The following is a 19,647-nucleotide window of genomic DNA, read 5'->3' on the forward strand; positions in this document are numbered from 1 at the left end:
GGTTCAGGCCGCGCGGTCGGCCGGTCGGGAGCGGGCGGCCTGGATCGCCGCGATGATCTCGGCGGCCCATTCGGCGGGATTGTGTTGCCCGAGCAGGTCGCTCAGGCAGGACAGTCGCTGCGTGCGCTGGGCCGGTGGGAGAAGCAGTGCGCGGTGGAGTGTTTCGACGAGGTCGGCGGGTGAATTCGGCTCGGTGAGCAGCGCGCCGGTTGCCAGTTGTTCGGCGACGCCGGCGTGCCGGGAGAGCACCAGCACGCCGCGACCGTGCACCGCGGCCTGGGCGGCGATGAACTCCTTCGCGGTCAGGTTCATGCCGTCCTGGAGCGAGGTCACCCAGAACACGTCGGCGGCCAGGTAGTGGTCGATGACCTCAGGGAAGGTCAGGAACTGCGGGAAGTATTCGATGGGCTGCCAGTCGTCGGCCGCCCAGGCGCGGTTGACCTCATCGATGCGGCGTTCGAGCAGCCGGCGGGTGTCGTCGTAGGCGGTGATGCCGGGCTCCGGCGGCGGGCAGACGAGCCGGAAGCGAAGTGCGCCGCGCAGTTCGGGGTGGCGGACCAGGAGATCCGCTATGGCGTCGACCTTTTGCACGGGGGCTTTGACATAGTCGAGGCGTTCGACCGAAAGCACCACGGGGCCAACGGGTTTTCCATGATCGAGCGAGCGCGAGCGGGCCAGCTCTGCGATGGCCAACCGATCGATGCCCAACGGATGAACGCCGACCGCGGGCGGTTGAGCGAGGTCGGCCAGCGAGCCGAGAAAGCGTTCGGCGAAGACTTCGGTGTGGAAACCGGCCCAGTCGAGCGCGCCGAGCGATTCGCGGATCTCGGCGGCGGGCGGCAGGGCGGCGAAGACGTCCGGCTCGGGAAACGGGGTGTGGTGGAACAAGCCCACCCGCAGGTCGGGCCGGGTCTCGCGCAGCCGGCCGGGGACGAGCCACAGGTTGTAGTCGTGCAGCCACACCGTCGCGCCGGGAGCGGCCCGGAGGCTGATGTGGTCGGCGAATCGGGTGTTCACCTCGCGATACGCGGCCCAGGCGGTGGGATCGAAGCGCAGTCGGTGCGGTTGCGACATCAGCACCGGCCACAGCGCCTCCTTGCAGGCCCGGTGGAAGTACTCGCTCCACTCGGCCGAGGTCAGCGGCAGGAAGGCGAGCGGAAGTCCCGTGTCGTGATCGTCGAGACGTCCGGCGTCGTCGGGTTCGATGACCACGCCGGCCGCCCACACCGCCCGCAGATCACCGGTGAACACGCTGTTCAGCGTCGGCAGAATGCCGTTGGGGCTCGACGGGGTTCGCCAGCCGTCCGGCGTCCACGTGACCGGTGCGCGGTGGTATCCGACGACCAGCGGATAGTCGGGCTCGACCCAGCCGAGTTCACGTAGTGCCGCGAGAATGCCCGCCGCACCCGGCCGGTCTGGTCGATGCGCCGCTTGCGTCGGCGGAACCGCTGCCAGCAGACCACTTTCGGCGTTGCCCACGAGCACGCCGTGCGCGCCGCGGCCGAACATCGAACGGTCGTTGCCGGAGTCGCCGGCGACCAGCACGCTGTCCATCGACCAGCCGCATTCTCCGGCGAGCGCGACGAGCGCACTGCCCTTGTCCGCGTGTGCGGGCAACACGTCGAAGTAGGTGTCCGCCGAGTACTGCCACGAGCAGCCCAGTGCCACAACGGTGTCGGTCAGTTCCGGGGTCAGGTCCGTGCGCGACAGCAGGAACGAGCAGCGGCCGTCCTGGGCTACGCCTTCCTGATAGGTCAAGGCCGGAAAGTGCTGTAGGGCAGCGCGAACGAGCTCGGCGCCGGGCCACCCGGCGCGCAGGCGTGATTGCACCGTCGCGACCGGGGCCAGATCCGTCCCGTCGACGACGCTGGCGCCGACGTCGGCGATGATCCACCGTGGTTGCGGCACAAGCGGATCGCGCAGTACCTCGCGGATCGAGTCGAGGCCGCGGCCGGTCGCGAAGACCACCGTCACCTCGGGATGGCGGGTCAGCGCGTTGCGCAGGCGCAGCCGATCGGCGTCGGTACCGCCCAGCAGCGTGCCGTCCAGATCCGTGACCAGGACCTTACCGGTGCCCGCGGCACCCGCAGCGACGCCGCAGCATCGATTGCCGGGTGAACCAGCTTCCGGCTCAACAGATTTGGAACCCTCGCCGGTTGCCATCTACGCAACGATAGCAGGATCGCATCACACCGTGGGTACGCGAGCGAGCCACTGTGGCAGCTCTGCCAGGTCCAGTGCGGCGCTGGAGCCGAGGGCCGTAGTAGCCGCCGCACCGCAGGCCACCGCGGTCGCGAGGCAGTCGGACAGCGACTGTCCGGCCAGGTGAGCGTGCAGAAAACCGGCGTTGAAGCAGTCTCCGGCCGCGGTGGTGTCGACGACTTCGACCGGAACCGCGCCGATCTCGCACCGCAGACCGTCTCGAACCGCGATGGCTCCCCCACTGCCCCGCTTGACGACGACCATATCCACCAGGCCCGCAAGGATATCTATCGCCGCGTCGAGCGACGGAACGCCCGTCAAGCGCAATGCCTCATCGGCGTTCGGCGCGAAAATATCCACCTGCCTCAGTATCTCGCGCACGGTCGGCGTCTCGAGCGTGCACGGAACGTCCTGGCAGTCCATGAAAACCTGAGTCCCGAGCTCATGCGCGACCTCGAGGGCGGTCAGCACATCCGCGCCGTGTTGTAGCAGCGGCAAGACCACCACTCGCGCACGGTGTTCGCGCAATACGATTGAGAGTGGATACGCCACGACCGGATCCTGATAACTCACCATCGCCCGATCCACCGGCGACGACAAGGCCGCGGTCACACTGCGCACCGGCGCCGCGTGAAAGCGAAACCCGCTCTCGTCGAGCCCCTCCGCCCGCGCCGCCGCCAGCACCTGCGCGCTGAACAGATCGGTGCCGAAATCCGTCGACCACACCACGTCGTGCCCGAGCCTGCGCATCGCCATCGCCGGCGTGAACGCCCCGCCCGGCAGCATCTCGAAGCCCCGGGCGAACACCTCGGTCCCCGGCTGAACGGGCCGGGACAGTCCGTGGAAGACGAGATCGGCGTAATACGCGCCGACAACGAGCACGCGGTATCGATTGTGCGCTGGGGTCGCGGGATCGACCCGCCCCGCCGGGTCCGTTCCCATCGGCCGACCGTAGCAAACCGCACCTCATCACCCAGGCCGGTCGCGCGATTTGCCGAATCCGCCCAATTGTTTTGTTCTGCCTGGTATTTCTTGAATCAAACCGTCTATCCGACCACCCTGCGCGGAGGGACCGGCATGGCCCGTATCGGTGTAATCAGCATGTCCGACGGTCGCGATTATGTGCACGCGGGCATTGCGGACTTCATCAGCTCGACGGAGGACCACTTGGTCGCCGCGCTGATCCAGGCCGGGCATGAGGTGGTGCGTGGCGAGGAGACGATCAGCGACAACGCGTCGGCGAGTTCGGTGGCGCGCGGCGTCGCCGCGGCCGAGGTCGATCTGACCGTTTTCCACTACGCGGTCTGGGCGTTCCCGCACTTCACCATGCTGGCCGCGGGCGCGACGCCCGGCCCGCTCCTGCTGCTGTCGAACATCGACCCGGTGCAGCCCGGCATGGTCGGCATGCTGGCCGCCGGCGGCGCGCTCGACCAGATCGGGCGCACCCACACCCGGCTGTGGGGTGATCCGGCCGATCCCGCGCTCATCGAGGCGATCGGCGTGCAGGCCGGTGCCGCCGCCGCGGTGGCGAGCCTGCGCGGCAGCACCTTCGGGCGCTTCGGCGGACGACCGATGGGCATGAACACCGCGGTCGCGAATACCGATCAGTGGCAACGGATCTTCGGCATCGACGTCGAGGAGATCGATCAGTGGGAGATCGTCCGGCGCGCCGAACTGGCCGACGCGAGTGAGGCGAAGGCGGCCCGCGAATGGCTCGAAACCCACGCCGCGGGCGTGCATTACGACGGCGCGAAGCTGACGCCGGAGATCCTGGAGCGCCAGATCCGTTCGTATCTGGCGGTGCGTGAGCTGATCGCCGAATGGCGCCTGGACTTCTCCGGCATCAAGGGTCAACCCGAACTCACCCAGTACTTCGCCACGATGGACATCACCGAGGCCTTCCTCAACGATCCGTACGACTGGAACGGGCCGAAGGAAACCCACGTGTGCGCCACTGAGGCGGACATGGACGGCGCGCTCACCATGCAGCTGCTCAAGCAGATCGCCGGTACCCCGGTGCTTTTCGCCGATGTGCGGCACTATCACGCCGATCGCGACATCTGGGATCTGTGCAATTCGGGTCAGCACGCGACCTGGTACGCCGCCCGCAGCGCGGACCCGGCGGAGAACCTCGCCAAGGTGCACCTGTATCCCGAGGTGTTCTTCTTCCCGGCCGGCGGCGCCTCGGTGCATCACCTCGCCGCGCCCGGCGGCATGACGCTGGCCCGCCTCACCCGCAAGGACGGCGACTACCGAATGCAGTTGATGCTCGGCGACTTCGAGACCTACGACGAGCAGACCAACGAAGCGCTGATGAAGCAGTCCACCTGGGAGTGGCCGCACGCCTTCGCCCGGCTCGACGCCCGCGCCGAGGATTTCCTGTCCCGCTTCGGCGCCAACCACATTCACGCGGTGCCCGGCGATCACCGGGCCGCCGTGCGGGCGGCGTGCGAGCTGCTCGGCGTCACCCTCGACGAGTTCGTCCGGTGACGAGGTTCCTCGGCGTCGACATCGGTACCTCCAGCTCGAAGGGTGTACTCACCGACGAGCGCGGCACCGTCCTGGCCAGATCCGAACGCGCGCACGGCGTTTCCACGCCGCGTCCGGGGTGGGTCGAGCACGACGCGGAGCAGGTGTGGTGGGCGGACTTCGTCGCGATCATCCGCGACCTCGTCGACGCGGCGGACGGCGGCGCCCTCGACGGCCTCGCCGTCTCCGGCATCGGCCCGTGCCTGCTCCCCACCGACGCGACCGGCCGACCGCTGCGGCCCGCCATTCTCTACGGCGTCGACACCAGGGCAACCGTCGAAATCGCCGAACTCGAAACCGAATTCGGCGAGCAAGCCGTGCTCGAACGCGCCGGGTCGCCACTGACCAGTCAAGCGGTCGGTCCGAAACTGCGCTGGCTGGCCCGGCACGAACCCGAGGTCGCCGCCCGAACCCGCATGCTGCTGATGGCAAGTTCCTTTCTGGTGCACCGGCTCACCGGCCGCTACGTGCTCGACCATCAATCGGCCAGCCAGTGCGTCCCGATGTATGACCTGCGGAACCGCGAATGGGCAACGGACTGGGCCGAACTCGTCGCGCCGGGCTTGCCACTGCCCGAGCTCGCCTGGCCGACCGAGGTCGTCGGCCGGATCAGCGCCGAGGCCGCGGCGAGTACCGGTCTGCCCGTTGGCCTTCCGGTCACCACCGGCACCATCGACGCCTGGGCCGAGGCGGCCAGCGTCGGCGTGCGCGCGCCGGGCGACGCGATGGTCATGTACGGCACGACCATGTTCCTGGTGCAGGTGCTGACCGATCCGCGCCCGCACCCGGGACTGTGGGGCACCTGCGGAACCTGGCCCGGCACATACACGCTCGCCGCGGGCATGTCCACCTCGGGCGCGGTGACCGACTGGCTGCGCAACCTAGTCGGCGGCGAATTCTCCGACCTGGTCACCGAGGCCGCGCAGGTGCCCGCGGGCGGCCGCGGACTGCTGGTGCTGCCCTACTTCGCCGGCGAGCGCACGCCGCTGTTCGATCCGGACGCCCGCGGCATCGTCGCGGGACTGACCCTCGGACACGGACGCGCCGAGCTGTATCGGGCGGTCCTGGAAGGCATCGCGTACGGCGTGCGGCACAACCTCGCCGCGATGACCGAGGCCGGTGGCCAGGCCGGGCGGCTGGTCGCGGTCGGCGGCGGCACCAAGGGCGGGCTGTGGACGCAGATCGTCTCCGACGTCACCGGCCTGCCCCAGCAACTGCCTGCCGAGACGATCGGCGCCTGCCTCGGCGATGCTCTCCTCGCCGCGGAGGCCGCGGGCGTCGACACCGCGAACTGGAATCCGGTCGTCTGCACCGTCGAGCCTTATCCTGAACGCACCGAAGAATACGATGCGTACTACCAGCGCTACCGCGAACTGTACGAATGCAGTACGGCTATTACCCATTTCCTCGCGAGCGAACAACACCGCAAGGGGGTGTTTTCCTGAGCCTCGCCGGCCATGCGAGGATGCAGGGTTGCTCTGTCGGAATCAATACGAGGATCTCATGCCCACTCTCCCCCTGACCCCGGCGAATTTCGAGGCCGTCATCACCCGCCACCCCATCGTGCTGGTGGACTGGTGGGCCGACTGGTGCGGCTGGTGTACCCGGTTCGCCCCGGTGTACGAGTCGTCGTCGGAGCGGCACCCCGACGTCGTGCACGGCACCGTCGACGCCGTGGCGGAAGAAGCGATGAAGAACGCGGCGGAGGTCAGCGCGTATCCGACGCTGATGGCTTATCGCGAGGGCCTGCTCGTTTACAACGAGGCCGGCTATATCGATTCCGAATCGCTCGAAGAACTCGTCCAGAACATCAAATGGCTGGACATGGAAAAGATCCGCCGGGAATTCGCCGAGCAACACGGCGCTCCGGCCGATCCATACGGTGCGGTCACCCCGGCCGTACCGGGCGCGACCTCGCGGATGGCGGGACTCGCGCCGATCCCGAGTAGATACGGCTGGCCCGGCCTGTAACCAACCCTGGAGGCGCCCGATGGAACTATGGCAGCTGGACAACACGCGCACGCGGTCGATCAGCGCCGAGAACCCGACGGGCGCTCCGGGCCAGGGCGGTCGCGCGACCACCGGCACCGGCGCGCACGCGGCCCGGTTCCTCGGGGTCGGCTGGAAGGTGTCGCCGTCGATCCTGCTCGACGACGGCGAAACCGCCACCCTGGCAGACATTTCCGGCCCCGGCGTGATCCGGCATATCTGGCTGACCACCGATCGCGGTGCGCTGCGCGACATCACGTTGCGGATCTCCTGGGACGACGCGAGCGAGCCGGCGATCGACCTGCCGCTCGGCTACTTCTTCTGCAACGGCTGGGAGGAACTCGCCCTGGTCGAGTCGGAAATGATCGTGGTCGCGCCGGCGGGTGGCCTGAACAGCTACTGGGCCATGCCATTTCGCGAGCACGCCAGGATCACCCTGGAAAACCACTCCGGCCGGACGGTTCCGGTGTACTACCAGGTCACCTACACCGAGGAAGAGGTACCGGCCGCCGCCGGATACCTGCACACCCAGTGGTCCCGCCGCAATCCGTTGGGCCACCCCGCCATTCACACCGTGCTGGACACCGTTCCCGGGCCGGGTCGCTACGTCGGCACCTACCTTGCGATGCGGCCCAACGCCCCCGGCTGGTGGGGCGAGGGCGAATTCAAGTTCTTCCTCGACGGCGACACCGAATTCCCCACCCTGTGCGGCACCGGCACCGAGGACTACTTCGGCGGCGCTTGGAATTTCGACATCGACGGGACCTACCGCAGGTACTCGGCACCCTACGTCGGGCTCGTCCAAGTGATGCCGCCGGACGAGATCTACCAGCCCTACCAGCAATTCGGCATGTACCGCTGGCACGCGCACGACCCGATCTGCTTCGACCGCGAACTGCGGGTCACCGTGCAAGCGCTCGGCTGGCAGGGGGATGCCTATCTGCCGCTGGAGAATTCGGATATCGCCAGCACCGCGTGGTACTACCGGGCCGTGACGTCACGGTGATTCGCCGGGCTCGGCATCCAGCTCGTCGAGGTCCATGGCGAGCAGTTCGTCGGCACGGGCCAAAGCGTCGTCCATAGACGCCTGGATGCCGTCGAGCACGTCCATGCCGCCCAGCAGCTCGTCGAAATCGCGCAGGACGGACTGCACCTCCGCGACAGCCGGATCGACCCGGTACCAGGCGACGGCGGCGTGCCACCACGGGTCCTCGTCCACCCACGCCCACATGACGTCACGGACCAGGCGGGCATCGGGGGTGTACACCTGGAACTGCTCGTCGGAGCCGTCGGCGCGGTGCTCGATCTCGTAGACGCCGTCCGGGAGCAGGCGGGTCTGGATGTATTCGTGTTCGCCGCGGTTGATCACGATGAACGGGCATTCCGGATCGGGCGGCTCGTCCAGCAACTCGGTGAGCAGGTCGTCGGTCAGCTCCGGTACCGGGTCTCCGGCACCGGTCCGGACATGCACGTCGGCAGGTCGGTCCGGATCGTCGGTCACCGAGCCAGTGTGCCCGATCCGGGCATCGAATACCCGAAATGCGTCGTGCGGGGACGGTTCGGGTGCAAGGTGGAGCGTATGTGTGCGGCAATGGTGGCCGGGGTGGACAGCTCTACTCAGTCCTGCAAAGTGGTGGTCTGCGATGCGGACACCGGGGAGATCCTGCACCAGGCGCAGGCCCCGCATCCGGACGGCACCGAGGTGGCGCCGCAGGCGTGGTGGGACGCGTTGTGCACGGCGGGCGACGGGTTGTTCGACCAGGTGGACGCGATTGCGGTGGCCGGCCAGCAACACGGGATGGTCGCGCTCGACGCCGAGGGGAATCCGGTGCGCGATGCGCTGCTGTGGAACGACGTCCGGTCCGCGGCGGCGGCCGACGAGCTGATCCTCGAACTCGGCGGGCCGCAGGCGTGGGCCGAGGCGGTCGGCAGCGTTCCGCTCGCCGCGTTCACCGTGACCAAGTTGCGCTGGCTGGCCGATCACGAGCCGCAGCTGGCCGACCGCACCGCGCGGGTGCTGCTGCCGCACGACTATTTGACCTGGCGGCTGCGCGGCGGCGGACCGTCGAATCCGGCGCTCGAACCGACCACCGATCGGGGCGATGCCTCGGGTACCGGGTACTGGTCGCCGGCGGATTGCGAGTATCGCAAAGACCTGCTCGCGCTCGGGTTTCGCGGGCGGACGCCCGAATTGCCCAGGGTGCTCGCGCCGGCCGAGGTCGCCGGGCGCACTCCGGGCGGGGTGCTCGTCGCGGCGGGGACCGGTGACAATGCCGGTGCCGCACTGGGTCTCGGGCTCGGGGAGGGCGATGTGGTGGTTTCGCTGGGTACCAGCGGCACTGTCTTCGCCCGGTCTACGGCGCCCAGTGCCGATGCCAGCGGGGCGGTCGCCGGGTTCGCCGACGCGACCGGCGCTTTCCTGCCGTTGGTCTGCACGCTCAATGCCGCGCGAGTGCTCGAATACGCCGCCGCTCTGCTCGGAGTCGATCTCGCCACGCTCGAATCGCTTGCCGCGCAGGCTCCGCCGGGCGCGGACGGACTGGTGCTACTCCCCTACCTGTCCGGCGAACGGACGCCGAACCTGCCGCATGCCACCGGCAGTTTGCACGGTCTGCGGCCGGAGACCATGCGCCCCAGCCACATTGCCCGCGCCGCCTTCGAGGGGATGCTGTGCAATATGGCCGAGGCGCTCGACCATCTGCGTTCGCGGGGTACCGGGGTGCGGCGAATCCTGTTGATCGGCGGGGCCGCTCGGTCCACGCTGGTCGCGGAGATCGCCGCGCAGATCTTCGGTGTGCCTGTCACTGTTCCGCAGCCGAACGAGTATGTGGCGCTCGGGGCGGCCCGGCAGGCGGCGTGGGCGCTCAGTGGTGCGGCGGAGCCACCGACCTGGTCCGCGCGTACGGTCGCCGAGATACCCGCCCCGGATGCCCGCTCGATCGGCACGCACATCCGGGCGGAATATCAGCGGGCGCAAGGGGATCTGTACGGCGGATCCAGTGCCGCGCCACCGGCTCCGGTGCCACGGCGACAGCGGCGGCGCAGTCACGAGCGGAGGACGTGAGTACCACTCAATCCTGCTGCGGCAGGATGAAGTTGTTCAGCGTGTCCGTGCTCCCGTTGAACTTGTCCTTGCCCTGCTTGGATCCGGAGACCGCGTACTGCATGAGGGTGTAGGCCTGCCAGCCCCCGGGCAGCTTCTCGGTCGAATCGGCGGAGTGCAGCAACCAGAACGGGTTAGCACCGAATGCGTGGGAGTCGCCGGTGCAGGTTTCCCACCAGTCGGTGGTGGTCGCGATCACCGGGTGCGGGCCCTTCGACCTGTTGATGTACGTGTTGTCGAACATAGCCAGCCAGCTGACCATCGCGGTGGGGTCGAGTCCATAGCACTTGTCCGTCTTGGAACTGTCCCGCAAGACGATGGCTCCGGGCATTGTGTGTTTGTCAGCAGCGGTCGAGCCGCCACCGCCATGTTCCACAAAGTGATTGGCCTGGTCCATACCGTTGCTCAGATTGGGCGCGGCAACGTGATACGCGCCGTGAAACAGACCGGCTTTGCTCGCGGAGTCGTTCAGCTGGATGAATGCCGCGTTGACGCCGTCTCTTCCGTCCGTCGCCTTGGCGTAGGAGAAGGAGGCGGTCTTCTTCACGTTGCCCCAGTTGACCCCGGCGGCCTCCACGTCGATGCCCTCGATGCCGCCGTCCGCCCGCGCCGCACTCGACGGCGACAAACCGACCAGCGCCACGACACAAAAGGCGGCCAGCGTACTGATCCGAGCGGACCTTCCGCGCATGCATGATCCCCGTTCTCCGTGGTGTCCGCTGCCGCGACAGCGAGTGGACCGAGCGACCCACCGTTCTCGTATTCGTTTCTGCGCGCGGCCTGGATGGATAGGCCCATCTACGGCCAACAGGTGACCTCGGGTAACTACCCGTGCGACCATGTACGCCATACCGGAGGTATCAGATACCGGAGGGCATGGAGGCGCAGATGACGCGGTACGACGTGGTACTTCGCGGCGGGTCGGTATTCGACGGCGCGGGTTCGCCACCGCGGACCGCGGACGTCGGCATCCGGGACGGCAAGGTCGTCACGATCAGCGCCGAACCGCTGCCGGACGGCGTCCGCACCATCGACGCGACCGGCAAGTGGGTCATTCCGGGCATGCTCGACGTGCACACCCACTACGACGCGGAGGTGCTCGGCAGTCCCGGGCTCGGCGAGTCGGTGCGGCACGGCGTCACCTCCGTAGTGATCGGGAACTGCTCGCTGTCCACGGTGTACGCCGAGGCCGACGACTGCGCGGATATGTTCGCCCGGGTCGAGGCGCTGCCCTGGGACGCGGTGCATTCGGCGGTGAAGGAACACAAAGACTGGGACGGGCCGCGCGCCTACGCCCAGTCGCTCGCCGCGCGGCCGCTCGGCGCGAATGTGGCGGCGCTGCTGGGACATTCCGATATTCGGGTCGCGGTCATGGGGCTCGGTCGCGCGGTCGACCCGCAGGCGCAGCCGACCGGCGACGAGCTGAATCGGATGCGGCAGATGCTGACCGACGCGCTCGACGCCGGCTTCCTCGGCCTGTCCACCATCCGCAGCTCGTTCTCGAAGCTGGAGGGGGTGCGCTTCCCGACCAGGCAGCTGCCCTCGACCTATGCCGGCTGGCGTGAATACGCGGCGCTGAACAAGATTCTGCGGCAACGAAACCGGATCCATCAGAGCACGCCGAACCTCACCTCGCGGTTGGAGATCGCCCGCTACTTCGCGCAGAGTGCCGGTCGATTCCGCAAGCCGCTCAAGACAACCCTGATCGCGGGCATGGATGTGAAGGCCGACCGCACGACCGCGCGGGCCGCGATCAGCGCGGCCTGGATCGCGAATATCGTTGGCGGGGCGGCATTCCGGTGGCAGCATCTGCCGGTGCCGTTCGAGGTGTACGCCGACGGCGTCGATCTGGTGGTGTTCGAGGAGTTCGGCTCCGGGGTGGCGGCGTTGAACATCCGCGATGTGATGAAGCGCGGCGAGCTGCTGGCCGACGAGTCCTACCGCAGGCAGTTCCGCAAGGATCTCGCGAAGAAATACGGTCCACGGGTGTGGCATCGGGACCTCTACGACGCCCAGATCATGGCCTGCCCCGAGGCCGAGGTGGTCGGCAAGTCGTTCGGCCAGGTGGCCGACGAGCGCGGCATCCAGCCCGCCGACGCGTTGCTCGACCTCGCCGTCGCGCACGGCGCGAAGCTGCGCTGGCGCACGGTCATCGCCAACGATCGCGACGACGTGCTCGACCGGCTGCAACGCTCGCCCAACGTGCAGGTCGGATTCGCCGATTCCGGTGCGCACCTGCGCAATATGGCCTTCTACAACTTCGGCCTGCGCATGCTGGAACGTACGCACCAGCGCGACTTCATGCCGATCGAGGCGGCGGTGCACCGGCTGACCGGCGAGCTGGCCGACTGGTACGGCCTCGACGCAGGCCGCCTGCACGAGGGCGCCCGCGCGGATATCGCCGTCATCGATCCGGCCGGCTTCGACGGGTCGAGTGCCGGCTACGCCGAAACGCCATTTCCCGGCATCGCCGGACTGAATCGGATGGTCAATCGCAATGACCGGGCCGTGGCCGCCACCATTGTCGGCGGACACGTCGTTTATGAATACGGCGCCTTCGTCCCCGGCTTCGGCACCACCCTCCACGCAGGCACTTTCCTGAAACCCGCCTAGTTTGCTTGCGCGACACGCCGGTTTGAAACGCCGAGTTCCCACACTCCGGCGTTTTGGCCGGCAATAGGCATAGCATCGCCGGAAGGGGATATACCCGGCAAATCCCAATAAATTACGCGGCAGCGTCCTGCCCGGCCGACAAATCAAAGGCCGGCGATATCTGCGGACACGGGAGGAATGGTCGCGGCGAGGAGAAACAATGACCGATACCGAGGTGCGCGCGGCGATCACGGCGGAACGGACGGAACTCGCCGAAATCTTGACCGGCCTCGACGCCGACAGCTGGGACGCACCGACGCTGTGCAAGGGCTGGCGGGTGCGCGAGGTCCTCGCGCACATCACCCTGCCGTTCCGCCTGTCCGAAACCCGGTTCGCGCTCGAACTGCTCCGGGCGGCAGGCGGTTTCAACAGATTGGCCGATCATGCCGCCCACCAGGACGCGGCCAGGTACAGCGCCGAGGATCTGCTGAAGTCGCTGTGGGACAACGTCGCTCACCCGTGGAAGCCGCCGGGTTACGGGTTCGCGGGCGCGTTGAGTCACGACATCATCCACGGGTTGGACATCACGGTCCCCCTCGGCCTGGAACGCCGGGTGCCGGAGGACCGGCTGCGGCTCGTGCTGGACGCCGTAAATCCCAAGAGCGTCAAATTCTTCGGCGTCGACCTCAAAGGAATCGAACTCCGCGCCGAAGACCTCGACTGGAGCTATGGCACCGGCGAAGTCCTCTCCGGCACCGCCCAGCACCTACTGCTCGTGCTGTGCGGGCGCACCCTGCCCGACGGAACGCTGCACGGCGAGAACGCCCAGCAGTTCAGCTGGTCCGGGCAACACGGACGCCACCGCAAACACCTGCCCAGCCCGGTTTAGTCGCCTACGAACAAAGGCAAAGCATGCAGGCCATGTTCACGGAATGACGAGCGCCAGCGGATTTGATCGCGCGGTATTGCCAGCTCGATTCGCGGGAAGCGGTACAGGAGGCTGCCGATGGCGATGCGGGTTTCGAGTCGGGCCAATGGGGCGCCGAGGCAATAGTGAATGCCGTGACCGAGGGCGAGGTGTGATTTTTCCTGTCTCCACAAGTCGAGTGTTTCAGGATTGGGCACGAACAATGGATCCCGATTGGCAGACGCGGTACCGAGCAGCACGGTTTCCCCGACGGGGATTCGGACGTCGCCGATGGTGATGTCTTCGGTGGGAAAGCGGCGGATGGCGAATTGGCTCGGATGGGCGTAACGCAGCAGTTCCTCGACCGCCGAATCACTCACCGAAGGCGCGGTCTTGCGCAGCGCGGCAAGTTGTTCCGGGTTGTCCAGCAACGCGAGAACGGCCTTGCCGATGAACTCGACGGTGTTCTGGTACCCGGCCCAGAGGATCAGGAATGCCATGGACACGAGTTCGCTCTCGGTGAGCCCATCGCCCGCATCGCGCACCGCGATCAGGTCGGACAGGAAATCATCGGCGGGTGCCGCGCGCTTGGCGGCGACGAGATCGACGATGAATCGTTCCATGCCGACAACGGCCTGCTTGGCCTGTCGGGGCTCATTCGGATCGGGGGCGAGCAGCGTATTCGTCCACACCCGGAATCGCTCACGATCGTCGTTCGCGACGCCGAGTAGGTCGTTGATCACCGTCAGCGGCAATGGCGCGGCGAACTCGGCAATGAGATCCGCCTGTTCACGGCCGGCGATGCGATCGAGTAGGCGATCGGCTTCGGCCTGGATCCGGTCTTGCAGACTCTCGATGCGCCGACGGGTGAAGGCATGAGCGACCAACCGACGCAAACGCGTGTGGTCGGGCGCGTCGGTATTGAGCAAATGCGCCTCGAAGACCTGCGGTAGTGCGAAACCCCGATATCCCGTGCTGGACGACCGTTTGTCGCTCGACAGACGCGAGTCGGCAAGCCCGCGACGGACATCCGCTTCCCGGGTGACCAACCATGCCTCGGTGCCATCGGGCAGCGCGACCCGGTGCACGGGCGCACTCTCGCGCAGCTTCCGGTGCACGACATACGGATCGACAAGGTACTCCGCATCGAAAGGTGCGATCGGTGAGGTCAAAGCTCTACTCCCGGATGGCTGAACGGTCGCGGCGTGCGGGTGCGGTGCCCGGCCCCATCATGCAGAGCCCCGCCGGTCCCCGGCAAATGCGCCCCAAAACGCGACCCTCGATCCTGTTGCGGGATCACGAATTTCCCTCGTCGTGTGGCATCTCGCCGCGTGGCGGGGAATGATCTCCGGCGAGGAGACATGATGACGGAGACCGAGGTGCGCAAGGCGATCACGGATGAGCGGACCGACCTTGCCGAGTTGCTGGCCGGGCTCGATGCGGAGAGCTGGGACGCGCCGACGCTGTGCAAGGGGTGGCGGGTGCGGGAGGTGGTCGCGCATATGACCATGCCGTACCGGCTGTCGGGGCCGCGATTCGCGTTCGAGATGGTGCGGGCGGCGGGCAGTTTTCATCGGATGTCGGATCGGACCGCCCGGCACGACGCCGCGGAGCTGTCCGCCGAGGACCTGCTGAAGTGGTTGTGGGACAACGTCGCTCACCCGTGGAAGCCGCCGGGTGGCGGATTCGAGGGTGCGCTTAGTCACGATGTCATCCACGGTCTGGACATCACCGTCGCGCTCGGCTTGGACCGCAAGGTGCCCGAGCACCGATTACGCCTGGTCCTGGACGCGATCAATCCGAAGAGCGTGAAATTCTTCGGAGTTGATCTCAAAGGAATCCAGCTGCACGCCGATGACCTGGAGTGGAATTATGGGTCCGGCGAGGTCGTGTCCGGCGCCGCGCAAGACCTGCTGCTGGTGCTGTGCGGACGCACCCTGCCAGCCGGCCGGTTGCACGGCGACAAGGCGACGCAGTTCACCCGTCCGGGCTGACGCGCGGCGATAAATCACGAGCCTCCGGCAACCCCGGCGAGTTACAGTCGCCCCGTGACCTGGACCGCACCCGACCGCACCCGAACCAACCCGCCGCTGATCGCCGACGAACGGCCGATGTTGCAGGCCTGGCTCGACTTTCACCGCGACACCCTCTTGCAGAAGTGCGCGGGGCTCGACGAGAAACAGCTCAAAGAGCGGTCGGTCGCACCGTCGACGCTGTCGCTGCACGGCCTGGTCCGGCACCTGTCCGAGGTCGAGCGCGGCTGGTTCCGCCTGGCCGCCGCAGACCTGGACGTGGAATACATCTATTGCAGCACAGACAATCCGAATGGCGATTTCAACGACACCGAACACGCCGACCCTGCCGCAGATTTCGCGCTCTACCAGCAGGAGATCGAACTGGCCGACGCCGCGGTCGCCGGCCTGTCGCTCGAGCACACCTTCCCACATCCCCGTCGCCCGGAACTGGTCTACAACCTCCGCTGGGTCTACACACACATGATCGAGGAGTACGCGCGGCACAACGGGCACGCCGACCTGCTGCGCGAACGCATCGACGGCGCGACCGGCGACTGACCCGGTCAGAGCGTGTGCCGGCTGACCCAGGCCGCGACCTGCGCGCGTGATTCGAAGCCGAGCTTGGTCAGGATGTGGTCGACGTGGCTCTCCGCGGTGCGGATGGAGATGACCAGTTCGGCGGCGATGCGCTTGTTGCTGTAGCCGGCCGCGATCAATCGGGCCACGTCCTTCTCCCTGCGCGTGAGCTGTTCGTCGGCAACGGATTTCGGCGTCGGCGGCGGAGCGGCCTGCTCGACGCCGAGCGCGTAACTCACCGCCTCGTCCAGGGTGAGCGCGGCGCCGCTGTCGAACGACGCGCCGAACTCGTTGTCCCCCAGCGCATCATGCACCCGAAGGCGGACCTTCTCGCCGACCACATCGGTCATGGCGTGCGCGAGACGCTGTGTGCTACCGCGCCGCACCGTCGCCGCCGCCCCCATGAGGCGGGCGGCCCGGCGCTGGTCGCCACTCGCGGCCGCCGCCCAGGCGAGCCCGTCGAACGCGGACGCCGTCCAGACGCAGCGATCGAACAACCGCAACAATTCGACCGCGCGACGCAGATCCTCGATCGCCCTGTCCTCGTTGCCGTTTCGCCAATGATTCGTCCCGACCGCCCACCACGCGAGTCCGCCGAGCAGATGCGAACCGTGTTCGGCGGTCTTGGCCAGGAACTGCTCGGCCAACGTGCCTGCCCGCCCGTCCTCGAGCACCATCGCGCACACATACCCGAACGCGAGACACTCCATCTCCGTGCCGTGATGCCCACACGCGCGCGCCCGCACCGCGGCATCCTCGGCGATTTCGAGCGCCCGCACCGGATCGGCCTCGGCGAAAGCCAGCACCGACGCCAGCAACTGCGCCTCGACCAGCACCTCTTCGGCGGCCAATTCCGTTGCTATCCCGACACATTCGGCCAGGTACTCGTGTGCCGACACGGTGTCCGACAGCATGCCGGCGATGACCGAGGCGGCGGCCAGCGCCCGCGCCCGGTCGGAGGTCCGTGCGAGATCCTTGCTGAGCGCGTCCATCAACCACCGGTAGCCCTCCAGGAAGAACCGGTAGTGCTCCCAGAACGGCCGCAGCTCACTGGCGATCTGTAACCCGCGGTGCGCACCGTCCGGGTCGGCGAGCGCGAATTGCAGTGCCGCACGCATATTCGCGTGTTCACGCGTGACGTCGCGGAACCAGACGACATCCGCGTCACCCCAGTACTCGACGCGCCCCCGCTGCGCGACCCGGTAATAGTGGTCGCGATGCCGAAGTCGGAGCGCGTATTCGTCGCCGTGCGCCGCCAGCCGCGCCAGCGCGAACTGCCGCAGCGGCTCGAGCATGGTGTAGCGGCCGGTGCCGTCACCGTCCTGCCGATGACTCAGCACCGATTTGTCGACCAACCCGGTCAGCGCGTCCACCAGCGCACCGGGCGGCTCGAGCACGCACACCGCCTCGGCGGCGATCAGGTCGAAACCGCCCGCGAACACCGCGAGTTGCTCCCAGAGGAGCTGTTCGTCCGAGGTGCACAGGTCGTAGCTCCAGCGGATGGCCGCCTCGAGGGTCTGCTGGCGTTCCGGCGCGGTGCGCAGGCCGGTGGTGAGCAGGCGCATGGTGTCGTCGAGGCGTTCGAGCACCTGGTCCGGAGTGAATGCCCGTAGCCGCAGCGCCGCCAGCTCCAACGCCAGCGGAATACCTTCCAGCCGAAGGCAAATCGCCGCGAGCGCCCCGAGATTCGCCGGGGTGACCTGGAATTCGGGGTTCGCGGCGGTCGCTCGATCGATCAGCAGCCGCAGCGCCGGATTGTCGGTCGCGTCGACTTCGCCGGAGTCCTCGTCGATTTCGGGCACCGGCAGCGGCGCGACCGGCAGCACCTGCTCCCCCACCACGCCGAGCGGCTCCCGGCTGGTCGCCAGCACCCGGATGTCGGGGGTGCTGGCGATCAGCCGGTCGACGAGTTCGGCGCAGGCGCCGATCAGGTGCTCGCAGTTGTCCAGCACGAGCAGCAGGTGTTTGCCGCCGAGGTACTCGGTGAGGCCGGCCAGCGGAGCGCTGGTGTCGTCGCGCAGGCCGAGCGCTTGCGCGACGGTCAGCGCCACCAGTTCCTCGTCATTGACGTGGGCCACCTCGACCAGCCACACGCCGTCCGGAAAGGCCCGCCGCACCGCCTCGCCCACCCGCCGGGCCAGCCGGGTCTTACCGACGCCGCCCGGCCCGGTGAGGGTGAGCAGGCGGGTGCTGGACAGCAGTTTCCTGGCGGCGGCGACTTCGCTGCCCCGCCCGACGAAGCTGGTCACTTCGGCGGGGAGGTTTCCTGTCACGTACCGCGCCACGCCGATTACCTTCGCACGGACGGGCGCGCCGCCGGGCGTTTTGCCCGAAGACGCCGTGCGGGTCAGGACGTCGGCAGCGTCGGATAGACCGTCTCGAACAGCGCGCGCAGCTCGGCGGCGGTGATCTCCCGGCCGGTGCCGTCGGTGTGCGCCTGCACGTGCCTGGCGAAGTCGATCTGCTGATGGCGGGGCAGGTCGAGGCCGAACTCCGTCTTCAACAGGTAAGCGATGCCGCCCTTGCCCGACTGCGAGTTGACCCGGATGACCGCGTCGTAGGTGCGGCCGAGATCGGCCGGATCGATCGGCAGGTACGGCACCTGCCAATCCAGTTGGCGTTCCGGGATTCCCGCCTGCGCGGCCCGGGCGCGGTGCGCCGCCATGCCTTTGTTGATCGCGTCCTGGTGTGTGCCGGAGAACGCGGTGTGCACGAGATCGCCTACGTACGGATGACGTTCGTGCACCGGCATGCGGGTGCAGTACTCGACGGTCCGGCGGATCTCGTCGATATCGGCGAAGTCGATCATCGGATCCACGCCCTGCGCATGCAGATTCAGCGCCAGGGTGGCCAGATCGACGTTGCCGGTGCGTTCCCCGTTGCCGAAGACACAGCCCTCGACGCGTTGCGCGCCGGCCAGCACCGCGAGTTCGGCGGCGGCGATGCCGGTGCCGCGATCGTTGTGCGGGTGCACGGACAGGATGACGCTGTCCCGGCGGGCCAGGTTGCGGTGCATGTATTCGATCTGGTCCGCGTAGACGTTGGGCGTCGCGACCTCCACCGTGGCAGGCAGATTCAGGACGACCGGGCGTTGCGGGGTGGCGTCCCACAGCGTGGTCATCCGGTCGCACAGATCGAGCACGTAGTCGGGCTCGGTCAGGTTGAACACCTCGGGCGAGAACTGGAACCGCACGTCCGGCAGGCCGGTGGTGAATTCCAGGACGTCGCGGCCGCCGGCCAGGATCAGTTCGCGCAGCGCGGCACGGTCCTTGCCCAACACGGTGTTTCGCCAGGTGGGCGCGGTCGCGGCGTACATGTGGACGACGACCTTGCGCAGTCCGCGCACCGATTCGACCGTCCGTTCGATGAGATCCCTTCTGGCGGGGGTGAATACGACGATGGTGACGTCGTCGGGCGCGAGGTCGGTGTCGGCGATCAGCCGGACGAAATCGAAGTCGGTCTGCGAGGCGGACGGGTAGCCGACCTCGATCTCCTTGTAGCCCATGGCCACCATCAGTTCGAAGAAGCGGCGCTTGCGCTCGGGGTCCATGGGTTCGGCGAGGGCCTGGTTGCCGTCGCGCAGGTCGACCGGCACCCACAGCGGCGCGGCGGTGATCCGCGCGTTCGGCCAATCACGGTCGGCGAGCGGCACTTCCACCCGGTCGTAGACGGATCGGTAGCGGTGTGAGGGCATCTGGGAATGCCGCTGCGCATTCCAGGCGGGCGCGTTGCCG

At 67.8% G+C, this 19,647-nt stretch carries 15 protein-coding genes and 1 pseudogene; 9 read left to right on the top strand and 7 right to left on the bottom strand.

Features of this window, described 5'->3' with window-relative positions:
• Positions 1-3 precede the first annotated feature (3 nt).
• Positions 4-2,163 (bottom strand): HAD-IIB family hydrolase, encoded by a 2,160-nt coding sequence (locus tag AB0M22_RS32800; RefSeq protein ID WP_364735189.1) that lies wholly within the window; start codon positions 2,161-2,163, stop codon positions 4-6.
• 24 nt (positions 2,164-2,187) lie between these two features.
• Positions 2,188-3,144, bottom strand: coding sequence for a carbohydrate kinase family protein (locus AB0M22_RS32805; protein WP_364735191.1), 957 nt, complete (start codon positions 3,142-3,144; stop codon positions 2,188-2,190).
• Between the two features lie 135 nt (positions 3,145-3,279).
• On the opposite strand from AB0M22_RS32805, the gene AB0M22_RS32810 reads away from it, so the two are divergent.
• Genes AB0M22_RS32810 through AB0M22_RS32825 form a run of 4 tightly spaced genes read left to right on the top strand, consistent with a single transcriptional unit; the run spans position 3,280 to position 7,726 of the window.
• Positions 3,280-4,692 carry an L-fucose/L-arabinose isomerase family protein gene (locus tag AB0M22_RS32810; protein ID WP_364735193.1) on the top strand — a complete coding sequence of 471 codons (1,413 nt, stop codon included), beginning with the start codon at positions 3,280-3,282 and terminating at the stop codon, positions 4,690-4,692.
• On the top strand, positions 4,689-6,176 hold the full coding sequence (locus tag AB0M22_RS32815; RefSeq protein WP_364735195.1) for an FGGY-family carbohydrate kinase: 1,488 nt from the start codon (positions 4,689-4,691) through the stop codon (positions 6,174-6,176). Before AB0M22_RS32810 ends, AB0M22_RS32815 begins: the two co-directional genes overlap by 4 nt.
• A 58-nt stretch (positions 6,177-6,234) precedes the next feature.
• Positions 6,235-6,702 carry a thioredoxin family protein gene (locus tag AB0M22_RS32820; protein WP_364735197.1) on the top strand — a complete coding sequence of 156 codons (468 nt, stop codon included), beginning with the start codon at positions 6,235-6,237 and terminating at the stop codon, positions 6,700-6,702.
• A gap of 19 nt (positions 6,703-6,721) precedes the next feature.
• Positions 6,722-7,726: a glycoside hydrolase family 172 protein gene (locus AB0M22_RS32825; protein ID WP_364735199.1), complete on the top strand. Its 1,005-nt coding sequence runs from the start codon at positions 6,722-6,724 to the stop codon at positions 7,724-7,726.
• On the opposite strand, the gene AB0M22_RS32830 is transcribed toward AB0M22_RS32825, so the two are convergent.
• Positions 7,718-8,221, bottom strand: coding sequence for a hypothetical protein (locus AB0M22_RS32830; protein WP_364735201.1), 504 nt, complete (start codon positions 8,219-8,221; stop codon positions 7,718-7,720). The genes AB0M22_RS32825 and AB0M22_RS32830 overlap by 9 nt on opposite strands.
• Before the next feature lie 78 nt (positions 8,222-8,299).
• On the opposite strand from AB0M22_RS32830, the gene xylB reads away from it, so the two are divergent.
• Positions 8,300-9,784, top strand: coding sequence for a xylulokinase (xylB, locus tag AB0M22_RS32835; RefSeq protein ID WP_364735203.1), 1,485 nt, complete (start codon positions 8,300-8,302; stop codon positions 9,782-9,784).
• A 7-nt stretch (positions 9,785-9,791) separates the two neighbouring features.
• Here xylB and AB0M22_RS32840 read toward each other — a convergent pair whose 3' ends face one another.
• Positions 9,792-10,466, bottom strand: coding sequence for a GH25 family lysozyme (locus tag AB0M22_RS32840; RefSeq protein ID WP_364735205.1), 675 nt, complete (start codon positions 10,464-10,466; stop codon positions 9,792-9,794).
• A gap of 245 nt (positions 10,467-10,711) precedes the next feature.
• On the opposite strand from AB0M22_RS32840, the gene AB0M22_RS32845 reads away from it, so the two are divergent.
• Positions 10,712-12,436 (top strand): amidohydrolase family protein, encoded by a 1,725-nt coding sequence (locus AB0M22_RS32845; protein ID WP_364735207.1) that lies wholly within the window; start codon positions 10,712-10,714, stop codon positions 12,434-12,436.
• 199 nt (positions 12,437-12,635) lie between these two features.
• A complete protein-coding gene (locus AB0M22_RS32850) occupies positions 12,636-13,304 on the top strand; it encodes a maleylpyruvate isomerase family mycothiol-dependent enzyme (protein WP_364735209.1) in 669 nt (222 codons plus the stop codon).
• Here the strand turns inward: AB0M22_RS32850 and AB0M22_RS32855 are convergent.
• Positions 13,301-14,494, bottom strand: coding sequence for a cytochrome P450 (locus AB0M22_RS32855; RefSeq protein WP_364735211.1), 1,194 nt, complete (start codon positions 14,492-14,494; stop codon positions 13,301-13,303). The genes AB0M22_RS32850 and AB0M22_RS32855 overlap by 4 nt on opposite strands.
• Before the next feature lie 192 nt (positions 14,495-14,686).
• On the opposite strand from AB0M22_RS32855, the gene AB0M22_RS32860 reads away from it, so the two are divergent.
• Positions 14,687-15,316: a maleylpyruvate isomerase family mycothiol-dependent enzyme gene (locus tag AB0M22_RS32860; RefSeq protein ID WP_364735213.1), complete on the top strand. Its 630-nt coding sequence runs from the start codon at positions 14,687-14,689 to the stop codon at positions 15,314-15,316.
• Between the two features lie 54 nt (positions 15,317-15,370).
• The gene (locus tag AB0M22_RS32865; protein ID WP_364735215.1) at positions 15,371-15,895 is read left to right on the top strand and encodes a DinB family protein; all 525 of its coding nucleotides are present in this window, start codon (positions 15,371-15,373) and stop codon (positions 15,893-15,895) included.
• 5 nt (positions 15,896-15,900) lie between these two features.
• On the opposite strand, the gene AB0M22_RS32870 is transcribed toward AB0M22_RS32865, so the two are convergent.
• Positions 15,901-18,198, bottom strand: coding sequence for a LuxR C-terminal-related transcriptional regulator (locus AB0M22_RS32870; protein WP_364735217.1), 2,298 nt, complete (start codon positions 18,196-18,198; stop codon positions 15,901-15,903).
• 92 nt (positions 18,199-18,290) lie between these two features.
• Positions 18,291-19,607: pseudogene (locus tag AB0M22_RS32875) on the bottom strand (2-isopropylmalate synthase); the annotation flags it as partial.
• Between the last annotated feature and the right edge of the window lie 40 nt (positions 19,608-19,647).

This window comes from Nocardia sp. NPDC051756 (assembly GCF_040681495.1).
In the GTDB taxonomy this organism is placed as follows: Bacteria; Actinomycetota; Actinomycetes; order Mycobacteriales; family Mycobacteriaceae; genus Nocardia.

What these genes read in the sequence shown, in the direction of transcription:
- AB0M22_RS32800 (WP_364735189.1), bottom strand. Translation starts at nt 2,163, where the DNA reads ATGGCAACCGGCGAGGGTTCCAAATCTGTTGAGCCGGAAGCTGGTTCA.
- AB0M22_RS32805 (WP_364735191.1), bottom strand. Translation starts at nt 3,144, where the DNA reads ATGGGAACGGACCCGGCGGGGCGGGTCGATCCCGCGACCCCAGCGCAC.
- AB0M22_RS32810 (WP_364735193.1), top strand. Translation starts at nt 3,280, where the DNA reads ATGGCCCGTATCGGTGTAATCAGCATGTCCGACGGTCGCGATTATGTG.
- AB0M22_RS32820 (WP_364735197.1), top strand. Translation starts at nt 6,235, where the DNA reads ATGCCCACTCTCCCCCTGACCCCGGCGAATTTCGAGGCCGTCATCACC.
- AB0M22_RS32825 (WP_364735199.1), top strand. Translation starts at nt 6,722, where the DNA reads ATGGAACTATGGCAGCTGGACAACACGCGCACGCGGTCGATCAGCGCC.
- xylB (WP_364735203.1), top strand. Translation starts at nt 8,300, where the DNA reads ATGTGTGCGGCAATGGTGGCCGGGGTGGACAGCTCTACTCAGTCCTGC.
- AB0M22_RS32845 (WP_364735207.1), top strand. Translation starts at nt 10,712, where the DNA reads ATGACGCGGTACGACGTGGTACTTCGCGGCGGGTCGGTATTCGACGGC.
- AB0M22_RS32850 (WP_364735209.1), top strand. Translation starts at nt 12,636, where the DNA reads ATGACCGATACCGAGGTGCGCGCGGCGATCACGGCGGAACGGACGGAA.
- AB0M22_RS32860 (WP_364735213.1), top strand. Translation starts at nt 14,687, where the DNA reads ATGACGGAGACCGAGGTGCGCAAGGCGATCACGGATGAGCGGACCGAC.